This is a genomic window from Algoriphagus sp. 4150, assembly GCF_031457395.1.
Taxonomy (GTDB): Bacteria; Bacteroidota; Bacteroidia; order Cytophagales; family Cyclobacteriaceae; genus Algoriphagus.
On record NZ_JAVDWS010000021.1, the window covers coordinates 16325 to 30008 of the forward strand.

Annotated in this window: 14 protein-coding genes; 12 read left to right on the forward strand and 2 right to left on the reverse strand. The window is 42.6% G+C overall.

What is annotated here, in order from left to right:
• The first annotated feature begins 16 nt into the window (after window positions 1-16).
• The 11 genes from J2X69_RS20335 to mgrA all read left to right on the forward strand — a co-directional run bounded on the left by J2X69_RS20335 (window position 17) and on the right by mgrA (window position 10532).
• Window positions 17-802 carry a hypothetical protein gene (locus J2X69_RS20335; RefSeq protein WP_310107492.1) on the forward strand — a complete coding sequence of 262 codons (786 nt, stop codon included), beginning with the start codon at window positions 17-19 and terminating at the stop codon, window positions 800-802.
• Window position 803: 1 nt separating this feature from the next.
• Window positions 804-1490 carry a MotA/TolQ/ExbB proton channel family protein gene (locus J2X69_RS20340; RefSeq protein WP_310107494.1) on the forward strand — a complete coding sequence of 229 codons (687 nt, stop codon included), beginning with the start codon at window positions 804-806 and terminating at the stop codon, window positions 1488-1490.
• A 4-nt stretch (window positions 1491-1494) separates the two neighbouring features.
• The gene (locus J2X69_RS20345) at window positions 1495-1884 is read left to right on the forward strand and encodes a biopolymer transporter ExbD (RefSeq protein ID WP_310107495.1); all 390 of its coding nucleotides are present in this window, start codon (window positions 1495-1497) and stop codon (window positions 1882-1884) included.
• A 93-nt stretch (window positions 1885-1977) separates the two neighbouring features.
• On the forward strand, window positions 1978-2934 hold the full coding sequence (locus J2X69_RS20350; RefSeq protein ID WP_310107497.1) for an energy transducer TonB: 957 nt from the start codon (window positions 1978-1980) through the stop codon (window positions 2932-2934).
• A 3-nt stretch (window positions 2935-2937) separates the two neighbouring features.
• The gene (locus J2X69_RS20355) at window positions 2938-4329 is read left to right on the forward strand and encodes a folylpolyglutamate synthase/dihydrofolate synthase family protein (protein WP_310107499.1); all 1392 of its coding nucleotides are present in this window, start codon (window positions 2938-2940) and stop codon (window positions 4327-4329) included.
• On the forward strand, window positions 4330-4989 hold the full coding sequence (gene trmB / locus J2X69_RS20360) for a tRNA (guanosine(46)-N7)-methyltransferase TrmB (protein ID WP_310107501.1): 660 nt from the start codon (window positions 4330-4332) through the stop codon (window positions 4987-4989).
• Between the two features lie 210 nt (window positions 4990-5199).
• Window positions 5200-5898, forward strand: coding sequence for an NAD-dependent deacylase (locus tag J2X69_RS20365; RefSeq protein WP_310107503.1), 699 nt, complete (start codon window positions 5200-5202; stop codon window positions 5896-5898).
• A 49-nt stretch (window positions 5899-5947) separates the two neighbouring features.
• Complete coding sequence (locus J2X69_RS20370; RefSeq protein ID WP_310107505.1) at window positions 5948-6883, forward strand: DUF5996 family protein; 936 nt, start codon at window positions 5948-5950, stop codon at window positions 6881-6883.
• 137 nt (window positions 6884-7020) lie between these two features.
• A complete protein-coding gene (locus J2X69_RS20375; RefSeq protein WP_310107509.1) occupies window positions 7021-8151 on the forward strand; it encodes a serine hydrolase domain-containing protein in 1131 nt (376 codons plus the stop codon).
• Complete coding sequence (locus tag J2X69_RS20380) at window positions 8152-9486, forward strand: Na+/H+ antiporter NhaC family protein (RefSeq protein WP_310107511.1); 1335 nt, start codon at window positions 8152-8154, stop codon at window positions 9484-9486. It abuts the gene before it with no gap.
• Between the two features lie 26 nt (window positions 9487-9512).
• Entirely contained in the window at window positions 9513-10532 is a 1020-nt protein-coding gene (mgrA, locus tag J2X69_RS20385; protein WP_310107513.1) for an L-glyceraldehyde 3-phosphate reductase, read from the forward strand.
• A 58-nt stretch (window positions 10533-10590) separates the two neighbouring features.
• Here mgrA and J2X69_RS20390 read toward each other — a convergent pair whose 3' ends face one another.
• The gene (locus J2X69_RS20390) at window positions 10591-11382 is read right to left on the reverse strand and encodes a hypothetical protein (protein ID WP_310107515.1); all 792 of its coding nucleotides are present in this window, start codon (window positions 11380-11382) and stop codon (window positions 10591-10593) included.
• Window positions 11383-11679: 297 nt separating this feature from the next.
• Between J2X69_RS20390 and J2X69_RS20395 the strand changes: the two genes are divergently transcribed.
• Window positions 11680-12231: a GNAT family protein gene (locus J2X69_RS20395; RefSeq protein WP_310107518.1), complete on the forward strand. Its 552-nt coding sequence runs from the start codon at window positions 11680-11682 to the stop codon at window positions 12229-12231.
• Between the two features lie 232 nt (window positions 12232-12463).
• Here the strand turns inward: J2X69_RS20395 and J2X69_RS20400 are convergent, their stop codons facing one another.
• Entirely contained in the window at window positions 12464-13678 is a 1215-nt protein-coding gene (locus tag J2X69_RS20400; protein WP_310107520.1) for an Nramp family divalent metal transporter, read from the reverse strand.
• Between the last annotated feature and the right edge of the window lie 6 nt (window positions 13679-13684).

A 13684-nucleotide genomic window follows, 5' to 3' on the forward strand; every position in this document is an offset into this window, starting at 1 on the left:
ACATTCCCCGAAAACAATGACCGGTAAAATCACAGATAATAAGCACTGGACTGATCCTAAAGACTACGGACTTCCCTATGTGGAAGTTGTTCCTTTGGCGCAGGCTGAACCTCTTAAGAAAGAGGAAGGAAAGGCAGTTCCAATAGATGTCGCTGAAGTTAAAAACAGGACAATTCAGGCTATTAAACCTCATTTTGCTGAGCCGGAAAAGGTTTCTGGGTCTGAGTACACCATTGAGAAAAAGAAGTCCGGCAATTCCTGGATATGGATTGCTGCGATTTTGGCCCTGGCTGTAGTTGGAGTGATTATTTGGCAAATGAATAAATCTGTAGTTCCTGCCTCTGTTTCAGATGAGCTTGTTTCGGAATCCTTAGGAGATTTGGCAAATGGAAAAAATGATGAAGTAGCCGTCAATTCTACCTTAAATTTAGAAATAGAAAGCTCTGATAATCAAAGGGAAATTACGGATTCTGTAAGTTCTGTTTTAGCTGCTTCTGAATCCATCCAAACCGGTACAACTATTGCGTCTAAGGTCTCTGGAACTTTGGTTCGGGTAACAGAAAAAGCTGATCGTCCTCAATTTTATATTATAGTAGCGAGCCTTCCCGATGAAGCTACCGCTTTAAAGGAAGCTGAGCAATATAAGAACAGGACTGAGACCGTTTACCTGATTATGCCATACGAAGATGCTACAAATTATCGTTTGGCAATAGGGACTTCAAGAGGCTTCACTGCTATCAACGAAGAGTTGGCTCGGGTCAAAGACCAGTACTCAGAAGATTTATGGATTTTGAAATATTAATATGATTTTACTTCAAACGCTCTCTACAGATACTCTTTCTGCAGCAGACAGCTTGGCCATGGGGGCCACTAAAGGCAATATAGGACTTCTGGATCTTTTAATTAAGGGTGGATACATGATGGTTCCACTTTATCTGCTGTTTATTCTGGCGATTTTTATCTTTGTAGAGCGCTTACTTACGCTCAACAAAGCTTCTAAAACCTCTGCGCATCTGATGGACCAGGTGAAAGTCTTGGTCCAAAGTGGTCAGACGGAAAAAGCAAAAATTCTCTGTGCAGGTGAGCATACTCCTGTTGCTAATATGATTGCGAAAGGAATAGAGCGCATAGGTTCCCCATTGAAAAATATAGAAGTAGCAATTGAGAATGTCGGCAAAATCGAGATTTACAAGTTGGAGAAAAACTTGAATCTCTTGGCGACCGTATCCGGTGCAGCACCGATGATTGGTTTCTTGGGGACAGTAGCAGGTATGATCCAGGCGTTTATTGCTATAGCACAAGAAGAGGGGATGGTTTCACCAAAGCTTCTTTCAGAAGGTATCTATGAAGCCATGATCACTACAGCTGCAGGGTTGGTAGTAGGTATTATTGCTTATTTGGGTTATAATTTTCTGGTATCGAAGGTATCCAAGCTTGTTCACAACATGGAATATTCTTCTATAGAATTTATTGACTTGTTACAGGACTGATACTATGGGACTTCAGGCTAAAAATAAAGTAGATCCGGCATTCAGCATGTCATCCATGACAGATATTATATTTCTGTTATTGATCTTTTTTATGCTTACTTCTTCCTTCATTACCCCTTCGGGATTGCCTGTGAATTTGCCGTCCAGCGAGACTTCAGACATCATAATGCAGGAAGTTACCGTTACAGTGACTAAGGATCTTAAATATTCTGTCAATGATAGGATCGTCTCAAGGGAACAAATCAAGGGAGAATTGACTTCTTTACTTAAGGATAAGAAAGGTCAGGTCGTGTTGCATATAGACAAAGAAGTTCCTGTAGAGTATTTAGTGGAGATCGGAGGAATTGCAGCAGGATTGGAAGCAAATGTTTCTATCGCAACAAAACCATTCTAAAAAGAAATCGAGTATTTCTCATACCTCAAATACTGGAATGGTTTAATGCGAGATTCCATTTGGCCATTAAAAGACAATTTATTATCAAATGAAATGGAATACTGGGACGCAGAAAAAATAGAGAACGAAAGCAAGAAAAAATCGTGGATAATTACCATTATCTTCAACGTGTTGCTTTTGATTGCGCTCTATTTTATTGTGGTATGGAAGCAGCCTGTTCCGCCATTGCCTGCATTCGGTTTGGAACTTAATCTTGGTTTTACACCGACCGGTTCCGGTGAACGGAACAGCCCCAACGCTCCCTCAGAAGTACCTACGCCCGTAGTGGAAGCAGCCGCTCCCGGAGAAATAGCTCCGCAAGTGACCAAACCTGCCACTCCTGCACCAAGTCCCAAGACAGAGACTGCTAAGCCTGCCACACAACCTAAACCTTCTGTAAATAAAGCGGTGACTACCAAACCATCACCTATCAGAGGTGAGGAAAAGGCTACAGAGCAGACCAAAAAGCCCGAACCTGCAAAGCAAGAAGCTGCCAAGCCTGTGGAAACACCTGCAAAAGCCGAAGAGAAAGAAACAGTGCAAAAAGCTCCCGAACAGCCCAAAATTGATCAGAGAGCGATCTTTGGCGCAGGAGGGACCTCAGGAAAAGGAACCGCACCTGCTTCCGGTGGAGCTCAGGGGACTTCCAAAGATAAAGGAGATGAAGGTGATCCGAAAGGAACTGTAGATGGGAGAGCCATTATGGGAGTGGGTTCCGGAAAAGGAGCCAATTCGGGAGATGGATATAGTCTGGATCTTGCAGGTTGGGATTTTGCGCAGCGACCAAACATCAATGACAGAGTATCCACCCGAAACGGTAAAATTGTTTTTAAGATCACTATTGACGATATGGGAAGAGTAGTACAGGCAGTTCCCTTGGAATATAATGTCTCAAATGATGTGTTGGCTTATTATCGTCAGGTAGTAAACCAGATATCATTTAAAAAGCAAGGTGGTGCAGCGGCTGAGTTTTCTACCGGTAAAATCACGTTTGTCGTTAAGGTAGATTAGGAAATGGATTACCGGGAGACGCTGGATTATTTGTTTGATTCCCTTCCCATGTTCCAGCGAGTGGGGGCCTCAGCTTTCAGAAAGGATCTACGAAGTACTATTTTGCTCTGTGACCACCTAGGCAATCCCGAGCACAAATTCAAGTCAATCCATGTGGCAGGCACAAATGGGAAAGGAAGTTCCTCCCACAGTCTGGCGGCTATTTTTCAGAGTGCAGGCTATAAAACCGGACTTTATACCTCTCCCCATCTCAAGTCTTTTACTGAAAGAATAAGAATTAATGGACTGGAAATAAGTCCTGAGCTGGTTGTGGAATTTGTAGCGGAAAACAAAAGCTTTCTGGATGAACTGAAGCCTAGTTTTTTCGAGATGACAGTAGGTATGGCTTTCTGGCATTTTGCACAACAGGAAGTAGACATTGCTATCGTAGAAGTAGGTATGGGCGGGAATTTCGACAGCACCAATATCATCAATCCGGAACTCTCACTGATTACCAATATAGGGTTTGATCACGTACAGTTTCTTGGAGATACGCTGCCGTTGATCGCAGGAGAGAAAGCGGGGATTATTAAAGAAAGTGTCCCTGTGGTGATCAGTGAAACACATGAAGAAACCAGTGCGGTTTTCATCAAAAAGGCTAAAGAGATGAATGCTCCGCTAGTATTTGCAGATGAAAACTGGAAAGCCTATAAAGAATCGGAGGAAGAAGGAAAGACGAGTTATACTATTCAAACTAGCGGTGAGTTAAAGAGGTCTGTGAAGACACAGACCACGGCAGACGGTGATAAAACGCTTGATTCTGAAGTTAGTTTTAACCGGTCTGTGGAGACACAGACCGCGGCACACAATTTCTTTAATCTGACATTTGGATTGAACGGAAATTATCAGAAATACAACCTTCCCGGTATTCTGGAATCAATCGCTCAAATGCGGAAAATGGGATGGAACCTGCCGGATGAAGCTGTATTGGAAGGATTGAAAAATGTCACCGAACTTACCGGTTTGAAAGGTAGGTGGCAGACGCTCTCTTCTCATCCCACTGTCATCTGCGACACCGGACATAATGAAGCAGGCTTTCGTGAGATACTTTCCCAATTGGATACCTATACGTTCTCTAAGCTTTGGTTTGTATTGGGGATGGTTCAGGACAAGGATATTTCCAAGGTGCTGTCCATGCTACCAAACTCTGCGAATTATGTTTTTTGCGAAGCCCCACTCCCAAGAGCTTTGCCTGCCTATCAACTGGCAGAAAAGGCGCGGTTTTTCAATCTGAAAAGCGAAATAATTCCTGATATAAATGAAGCGTTGGCATTTGCGAGAAAAAATGCGGGAGAAGATGACTTGATTTTTGTGGGAGGGAGTACTTTTGTGGTTGCAGAAATCGAAGAGCTTTAGATGAGTAGAAAGAAACTGGTTCGCTTCCAAGAAAACGAAGAGAACCCAAATGTAATCCAGGCCGGAAAGCCAATTTTTGAAACAATCAAGGGGAACTGGAATGAAGCGCAGTTTCAGAATCCAAATCCTATCGTCGTGGAGTTAGCTTGCGGGAGAGGAGAGTTCACCGTTGGTTTAGCGCGTAATTTTCCCAATCAGAACTTTATAGGAGTCGATATCAAAGGAAGTAGGATTTGGAAAGGAAGTTCAACAGCCTCGGCTGAGGGCATTCATAATGTGGCGTTCCTTAGAACACAGATTGAGCTTCTGGACAAATACTTTGCGGCGGATGAAATCTCGGAGCTATGGATTACATTTCCGGATCCATTCCCAAGGGACGGGGATGAAAAGCGAAGACTGACCTCACCGCGTTTTCTGGATATGTATAAGCCCATGTTGAAGAAAGATGGCTTTTTACACTTTAAGACAGACAACACTGAGCTGTTCAATTATTCTCTTGAACTTTTCCAAAGTAGGGAAGATATCGAAGTAATCGGCTTCACCCATGATTTCTATCAAAGCGAATGGAAAGATGACCACTTTGGGATACAGACCCGCTACGAAAAGATGTTTTCTGACAAGGGAGAAAAAATCAAGTACCTTAAATGTAGGTTTAATTAAGTTCGAGTAAATTTCCCGCAGATATCCGCAGATAATTGACGCAGATTTGCGCAAATGACTCTGTTTAATTCAATTTGTAGGCAATTAAAAAATCTGCGATTATCAGCTGATCCTTTTCAGCGTAGATCAGCAGGAAGCATACTAAAAGCAATCTGCCATTGAACCTTAGAACCTACATTCATTTGGATACACGAAATATCATATTGAATTATGAGCAAAAAGAAGCATTTGGTAGTTCTCAGCGGTGCAGGTATCTCGGCAGAGAGTGGAATCAAAACTTTTAGGGATTCCGGAGGACTTTGGGAAGGTCATGACGTAATGGAAGTGGCTTCCCCGGAGGGATGGAATCGAAATAGACAACTTGTCCAGAATTTTTATAACCAGCGGAGAAAGCAGTTACTGGAATGTGAGCCAAATCAGGCACATCTTATTTTAGCTGAGTTGGAGAATGACTACGAGGTGTCCATCATCACGCAAAACGTGGACGATCTACATGAGCGTGCTGGTTCCACACAGGTTATTCATCTACACGGAGAACTGAAAAAAGCTCAGAGTACTGTGGATCCCCGATTGGTGTATGAGTTGGATCATTGGGAGATTAAAGAGGGTGATACATGCGAGAAAGGAAGCCAGTTGCGTCCTTACATCGTATGGTTTGGTGAGCAGGTTCCAATGATGGAAAAAGCGAGTGAGATTGTTGCTTCATCTGATATTTTCGTAGTGGTCGGAACTTCCCTTCAAGTCTATCCTGCTGCTGGTTTAATTGAAGATGTTGTTACTGAAACCACCATTTATGTAATTGATCCAAAAAATCCAACAATTAATTTTCGAAGAAATGTGGTCAGTATAGCGGAAAACGCCACAATTGGAATGAAGATTTTGAAGAACATGTTAAAGTCTGGGATTTAATTTTTGTTCAGCAGGGAAAAGCCATAAATTGAAGGATAAATTTTCATTTATGGCACCCAAAAAGAATTCTTGGCCGGTATTTCAGTTCGAGGAGAATAAAGACACCATTTATCTCTTACACCAGTGGACGCAGATAGTCGGCAAAGTAAGGCTCAAAAAATCTCCATGGCAAAATCACTCATGGCATGTATCGCTGTATGTGGACACTCAAGGATTGACTACGGGCAGTATTCCTTATGATGGAGGCGTTTTTAATATTCATTTCGATTTCATTCATCACGAATTGAGAATAAAAACCAGCAATGGTACTCAGGATCGCTTTGCACTGGGCGGACAAACGGTAGCCAGTTTCTATGAGCAATTGATGGAGAAGCTGCGTTTTTTGGGGATTCAGGTGAAGATCAACGAGATTCCCAATGAGATTCCTGATCCTATACCTTTTTCAAAGAACAAAAACCGCATTATGTATCAGGCCAATGCAGCACAAAGCCTGTGGAAAGTATTGGTTCAAATTCAAAATGTGTTTGGAGTTTTCAGGACCAAATTCACCGGGAAAAGTAGTCCAATTCACTTCTTTTGGGGATCTTTTGATTTGGCCTATACGCGCTTTTCAGGAAATAGAGCACCGGAATTTTCAGGTCAGGTTCCCAATATACCCCCTGTGGTAATGCAGGAAGCATATTCACATGAAGTGTTTAGCGTGGGTTTTTGGCCGGGAAGTGAAGCTTTTAAAACCCCTGTTTTCTACGCATACTGCTATCCTAATTATCCTGATTTTCAGAATGCAGAAATTTCTCCCGATAAGGCTTATTGGAATAAGGACATGGGAGAGTTTATGCTATCCTATGACGATGTGCGTAAATCCCCCGCTCCAAGCGAGATGCTGCTGGAGTTTCTACAGAGTACATACGAAGCTGCAGCAGAGGCAGGGAAGTGGGATCGAAAAAGTTTGGATTGTGATTTTTCCTATTTGGACAAAAAATAAGCTTATTGCTGAACGACTTAGCGGTATGAAAAAGTGATTTTCAACACAAAGCCGTGGAGAAGTCGATAAATTTAAACCTCAGCTTTTGATCATAATAAGTGCAGTTGTAAGGAAAGCTATTCTAAATTGTTTGCTCTATGAACAAGAAAATCAAAATCATTTTGCCTATTTTGATTTTCTGGATTGCCATATTTTTAGCATGGGAATGGTGGTATAGCTATCCCAAAGTCCGCACAATCCCCGTCCAAGAAGTGCAGTCTGAGTCTGAAGGCATCGACTCAATAATACAACAAGCTATATCAACCCATATTTTGCCCGGAATTTCTGTAGCGATAGTCAGGAATGATACTGTTTTCTATTTGAGAGCTTTTGGATATGAAAATCTCCAAACCAAAAATCTTCTGACTGTGGACAGTAAAATCCTAGTTGCTTCGGTTTCGAAACTATTTTCAGCTTTGGGAGCGGCGAGCATTTTACACGATAGGGGCATAGATGCCAATGATTCTTTACACGCTCTTCGCTTAGGAGAAAAGTTTAATTCTTCTTCACTTGCCACGATTCGATTCCAAGACCTGTTGTCACACCAATCGGGCATTCGGGACAAAAAATTCTCCGAGCTCATTTTATCTTCGCCAAAATCCCAAAGTTTGAATAAATGGGGAGAGGAGTTTTTGCAAAATTCATCCAACTTTTTTACAGATTCCATCAGCTATGCTTACGCGGATTCTAATTATGATTTATTGGGATTTATACTCAGCCAATCTGAAAAACTGGATTTTGATTCCCTAATTCACCGGAAAATATTTATGGGGTCGGGTATGACAAACTCTAATTATTTGCCCCACGGTACCAAAGATGAGTATGGGGTTGAGGGATATCAGAAAACCTTCATTTGGAAAAGGATCATGCCAAAGCAGATCAAATTCCCTGTCCTTCCGTCTCCTTCCTCAGGTCTGGCCACGACTACAAGAGACATGAGTTTGGCCATGATTCATCTGCTGCGGGGTGATAAGGGAGCATATCATCATGCCCTTGACTGGCTTACCATTGAGGGGAGTAAGGTGCCGGTGGGTTTTCAGAAAATGCCGATTAGTGGTAGTGAATGGATAGGTCATTATGGTGGACAGGGAGGATATTCTAGCTTACTTTTCTATTCCAAAGAAGCAGAGACAGGTATTTTCTTATTCTCCAATACCAAGGATAAGGAGGATTTCAGGCTTAAAATTGCTACTCAGATTATATCTTACGTCTCATTAAATGATTTATAGATGAAGCTATCCTTCCCACATCCCATTATCATCCTGTTGGGATTTATACTTCTGGCAGGGTTGTCAGGCTACTTCATTCAATCAGGTTCCTTTGAGCGGGTACTCGATGTTGAAACCGGAAGGGAAATAATAGTTCCGGGAAGTTTTCGTCCTATTGAGGATAAGAATGCAAGTATCTACGAGGTGGTTTTGTCTATTCCTGAAGGTTTTATTCTAGGTGCAGACATCGTAGCGTTGATTCTGCTCATCGGGGGAGCATTCTATGTAGTGGAAAAAACAGGTGCTTTACAAGTCGGAATTGAAGCACTGATCTACCGTTTTAGGAATAAGCAATTTTTGCTTTTATATCTCATTGGGATAGTCTTTGCTTTTTGCGGAAGTACCATGGCCATGCAGGAGGAGATTATAGCACTGACTCCGGTTTTGGTTATTCTGGCTAAAAAAATCAATTATAATATACGTTCCATCATAGCGATATCTTTAGGGTCTTCACTTGTAGGTGCAAGTTTTTCGCCATTCAATCCCTTCGGTTCTTTGCTTTCCCAAAGCATTGCCGAGCTGAATTTCGAAGAGGGATTTGCCTATCGATTGCTATTTCTGGTTTTGGCAATAGTAATCTGGTGCAGTTATCATATTAAGTATGGTAAGCAGAAAGTTGAGGATTCAGAAACCCATGCGATGAAGCCTGCAAAAATTTCATTTCAGCATGGAGTGATATTAATTCTGACTTTTGGCGGTGTGGGTGTAATGGCTTGGGGAGTAATCTATCAAGACTGGGGCTACAATGAAATGAGTGCATTGTTTTTTGTTGTTGGCATAAGCTGCGGGTTAATAGGCAAATTGGGACTTAACGGTACCGCAAAAGCATACACTGAGGGATTTGGTGAAATGATATTTGCCGGGATAATTGTAGGATTGGCCCGTTGTGTTTACTTGGTTTTACAGAATACAGCCATAATCGACCCTATTATCCAAGGGATGTTTGAGCCGCTTGAACATATGCCGGCGCAATTTGCCGCTCTAGGGCTGTATTTAAGTCAGGCCATTATCCATATACCCGTTCCCAGTACTTCAGGGCAGGCAGTACTGACCACACCGTTGGCGGTTCCATTAATGGATTTGCTGGGCATATCCCGTCAAGTTGCTGTACTTACCTATCAATATGCCGCGGGATTAATGGATCTGGTCACTCCAACCAACGGTGGCATGATGGCAGTGATTGCCGCTGCAGGAATCAAGTATGACGACTGGATCGCATACTTATGGAAAAGTTGGCTACTTCTTATGGTTTTAGGTTTGATATCAGTTTTTATCGCTCTATTTTGGTTCGCTTAATTGGACACTCAACCCTGTAACTAATAATGGATATTAACGATCACTCACCTCTTTTACCTTATCTGCCTGCTACTGACCGCTACCATCAGATGAAATACCGCAGATGCGGAAAGAGCGGCTTGGTTTTACCTGAAATCAGCCTTGGACTTTGGCACAATTTCGGGCACAATGCAGATTTTACACTCGGACGTTCTATTCTCCGTAGGGCTTTTGATCTCGGGATTTGCCATTTCGACTTAGCCAATAATTACGGCCCTCCATTTGGGTCTGCTGAGGAGAATTTCGGTAGAATGTTGAAGAAAGATTTTTCCTCTCTAAGAGACGAACTGATAATATCTTCCAAAGCGGGATGGGATATGTGGCCTGGCCCTTATGGAAATTATGGGTCCAAAAAGTACCTGGTGGCGAGTTGCGACCAAAGCCTAAAAAGAATGGGAGTAGATTATGTGGATATTTTCTATCATCACAGACCTGATCCCGATACTCCTCTAGAGGAAACTATGGGAGCACTCGATCTTCTCGTAAGACAGGGGAAAGCACTTTATGTAGGAATCTCCCAGTACTCGGCGGAAGACACTGCCAAAGCCTACGAAATATTAGAACGTCTTGGTACCCCACTATTGATTCACCAGCCGAGGTATTCGATGATCGATCGTTGGGTAGAAAATGGCCTGATGGACGTTCTGGGTGAAAAAGGAGTGGGTAGTATTGCCTTCTCTCCATTGGAACAGGGACTGCTCACGGATAAATACCTGAAAGGAATTCCGGCAGATTCCCGCGCGGCCAAAGACGGAAGGTATCTGAAAGCAGCACAGATTTCTGAAGAAAAGATCGACATGATATCAAAACTGAATGACATTGCGATTGGTAGAAAGCAGACGCTGGCACAGATGGCCATTGCTTGGTTGCTAAAGGATCAGCGAATCACATCTGTATTGGTAGGAGTTTCCAAGCCTGAGCAACTGGACGATAATGTCGCGGCGGTGAGGAATTCTGTTTTCAGTACCGGAGAAGTGGAAGCAATCAGCCGGATACTGGGAGCTTGAAAGCCGGGATAAAAAAAGAGGCTTCTTTCAAAGCCTCCCCACGTAAGTTGCTACCGGACTATCGAACTACGTTTTCTAATGTTGCGAGGTAAACCCATTTTTGATCGCGGGAGTTTAATCCTTCATTGACAGCTTTACGCTGAGCATCTGTCTGATTCATGTCTTCATAGGATTGTGCGTTGAAAAATTGCATATAATCCTTGTAAATATTCATCGTCAAATGGGTTGACTTAGCTTCCGATCCAAGAGGCAGAGCGGTTCTCAACAAACTCCAGTGCCCCATCATGCCTTGCTCAATATACCTTTGGTGAATCGGCTTGAAAACTTCGGATTCAGCCTTTTCGTAAACGTCAAATTGACCTTCGTATGCTTTCATCAAATCAAAGGAAGCCAGTACACCCGGTTTCATCTGAAAGTTATCGCTCGTCTTGGAGATTTCTTTCATATACAATCTCATAGGCGTGTCTCGCGTCTTAAGAGATTCTTGAAATAATTTACCAATCTGGACGCTGTTCAAATGTGGATACGCAATCCTAGTGTACTCGATCATCGATTGCTCATCAAGGCCATTCATCATTTGCACGGGGTCATTGTAGTGGGTGACCATGATGTACTGGAAGTCCGATTGATCGGCGCCGGATTGAAGAGACCAGAAGTCCCAGCCTTTGATACGTTTGTCGTTTAGTGCCTGTCTGTACACTTTCTCCATTAGATCTTTAAACTCGATATAATCAAAAAGTTGATCGTTTTCAACCTTGACAAATTCGAATACCATGTACTGCGTTTGCTGAGCCTTGAGACTGCTTACCCAAAGCATCCCACAAATCAGGAAAAGTAATAGCTTTTTCATGTATATAAGGGTTAAGGGTTAATTGCGCTTTTGTTTAATTTAAAAAAATATTTTGTTGAAATCCATAATTAAGAGAGAAAATTTTATTTTTCAGATAATATCCTGCCAAAATCTAATTTTAACAAAGTGTTGGAAAAAATGCTGTTTTGGTAAATCAGGGGCAATAAGCTTAGCGTTTTGGTAAACAAACAGATGAATATTCATAAGATTTGCAAGTTACTTAGTAGCAAAAAAGTGTGTATTTTCACACTGTTTTTAGTGAGCAAGCTGGATTTTAGTTAGGTAATTGAAAAATAGATGATGTTAGATAGCAAGTTGATTTTAGAAAATGACAGGGTATTACTACGTCCTATTACTGAGGATGATTTTTCAGGTTTGATGTCATTGACAAATGACCCAGCTCTTTGGACTTATTTCACCTATGATCTGAGCAGCCCGGAGGAGTTTAGAGAGTGGGCAAAGCCTGCTTTGGAAGGTCAGCGCTTTCAGTTTTTGGTGTGGGACAAAAGCATAAACCGGGCAGTGGGAAGTACTGCTTTTGGAAATTACTCCCCGAGAGATGAGCGTATAGAAATAGGTTGGACTTGGCTGGGTCGTCAGTTTCATGGAACAGGCATCAACCAGGCGATGAAACTTTTGATGCTCGAATATTGCTTCGAAACGTTAAAGCTGAAGCGCGTAGAAATCAAAACGGACGTGCTGAATATGCCTGCCAGAAAAGCACTTCTAAAATTTGGTGCAGTGGAAGAAGGAGTACTTCGGAGCCATACCTTACTTATTAAGGGGCGACGACGTGATACTATTTATTATAGCGTGCTCGACAGCGAGTGGGAGAGGATTAAAAGGTAGTGTAGGGCTATTCTTTCTTTTTTAATTCCGCTGCGCCGTTGTGTCGTCGCGAGATAATTTGTTTCTAGAATTCAAGTCCAATCACCGCCAGTATACTTTTCAACCCCAAAGCCAAAGCCATAAGCCAAATCAAAACAGCAATGAAGGTATGGGAGGATTAAAAGGTAGTGTAGGGCTATTCTCTCTTTTTTAATTCCGCTGCGCCGTTGTGTCGCCGCGAGATAATTTGTTTCTAGAATTCAAGTCCAATCACCGCCAGTATACTTTTCAACCCCAAAACCAAAGCCACAAGCCAAATCAAAACAGCAATGAAGGTATGCAAAGGCTTATTTCGGAAATCACCCAAAATAGACTTTTGAGAAGCTATCCAGATAATCCAACCGCTGATCAAAGGCAAAAGTATACCATTGGCCAATTGTGCAAGGGTGATCAATTGGATAGGTTTGATTCCCAAAGAAGCGAATGTCAATCCCAATAAAACGATTGCTCCCATCGAGGCTCTCATGGCTTTGGAGTGGATAGTCTGGTCCCAACCCATGATTCCGCAGATTACCAATCCCGCCGCCAGTGGGGCTGTGATGCTGGAGGTAAGCCCTGCCGCCATCAGTCCAAAGCCCATAAGATACTTGGCAAAGCTCCCCAAGACTCCTTCCAATCCTCTGGACACATCTAACGCACTGTTGATTTCATTGCCTGAATTGGCAGCTCCCACAATTAATATAGCCATGGATACGATTCCCCCCAAGACGATGGAAATGACAATATCTCTCCTCATCCAAGGAATACCTGCAGGACCTGACCATCGGTTTTTTGCCAAACTGGCGTAGAGAAAAAGATTGTAAGGAACGACGGTAGTTCCGATTAAAGCCACGAGTGTGGGGAGATTTGTATCATTCCAAGTTGGGATAAATCCCGTAAAAACTTCTGACCAAGCGGGTTTGGTAAGTATAGCTGTGGCTGTGAAAGCTATGGACATAAAGATCACCAAGCCTACCAGTGCCCGTTCCAGAGCTTTGTAATTGCCCCACCAAAGAAGTGCAAAAGCCACAATTCCCAAGATAAGATTGCCTGACTGAATTTCTATTCCGAAAAAAACTAACGTAGGCGCTTCCCAAAAAATCTGCAATCCCAAATTTGCCCCGGAAATATTTCCCGACTCGTATGCGGCATTTCCCAGCCCTATGGCTATCAAGACCAATATCATGGTGAAATATCGATAGAGTGGTTTCCCTTTTTGACTGCGGATGAGCTGACTCAAATCCTTGCCGGTGACCAGTCCCAGTCTTCCTGAAATCTCCTGAAAAACTACAGTAGAAATCACTGATAATCCTAATGCCCAGAGCAGAGTAAATCCAAAATTGACTCCCGCAAGTGTACATACGGTCACCGTGCCCGGGCCAATAAACGCAGCGGCAATGATGGGTCCTGGACCAAGGTTTTTGAACACAGATTT

Excerpts from the sequence above, each read along its gene's own strand:
- J2X69_RS20335 (WP_310107492.1), top strand. The coding sequence starts at position 17 with ATGACCGGTAAAATCACAGATAATAAGCACTGGACTGATCCTAAAGAC.
- J2X69_RS20340 (WP_310107494.1), top strand. The coding sequence starts at position 804 with ATGATTTTACTTCAAACGCTCTCTACAGATACTCTTTCTGCAGCAGAC.
- J2X69_RS20345 (WP_310107495.1), top strand. The coding sequence starts at position 1,495 with ATGGGACTTCAGGCTAAAAATAAAGTAGATCCGGCATTCAGCATGTCA.
- J2X69_RS20350 (WP_310107497.1), top strand. The coding sequence starts at position 1,978 with ATGGAATACTGGGACGCAGAAAAAATAGAGAACGAAAGCAAGAAAAAA.
- J2X69_RS20355 (WP_310107499.1), top strand. The coding sequence starts at position 2,938 with ATGGATTACCGGGAGACGCTGGATTATTTGTTTGATTCCCTTCCCATG.
- trmB (WP_310107501.1), top strand. The coding sequence starts at position 4,330 with ATGAGTAGAAAGAAACTGGTTCGCTTCCAAGAAAACGAAGAGAACCCA.
- J2X69_RS20365 (WP_310107503.1), top strand. The coding sequence starts at position 5,200 with ATGAGCAAAAAGAAGCATTTGGTAGTTCTCAGCGGTGCAGGTATCTCG.
- J2X69_RS20370 (WP_310107505.1), top strand. The coding sequence starts at position 5,948 with ATGGCACCCAAAAAGAATTCTTGGCCGGTATTTCAGTTCGAGGAGAAT.
- J2X69_RS20375 (WP_310107509.1), top strand. The coding sequence starts at position 7,021 with ATGAACAAGAAAATCAAAATCATTTTGCCTATTTTGATTTTCTGGATT.
- J2X69_RS20380 (WP_310107511.1), top strand. The coding sequence starts at position 8,152 with ATGAAGCTATCCTTCCCACATCCCATTATCATCCTGTTGGGATTTATA.
- mgrA (WP_310107513.1), top strand. The coding sequence starts at position 9,513 with ATGGATATTAACGATCACTCACCTCTTTTACCTTATCTGCCTGCTACT.
- J2X69_RS20390 (WP_310107515.1), bottom strand. The coding sequence starts at position 11,382 with ATGAAAAAGCTATTACTTTTCCTGATTTGTGGGATGCTTTGGGTAAGC.
- J2X69_RS20395 (WP_310107518.1), top strand. The coding sequence starts at position 11,680 with ATGATGTTAGATAGCAAGTTGATTTTAGAAAATGACAGGGTATTACTA.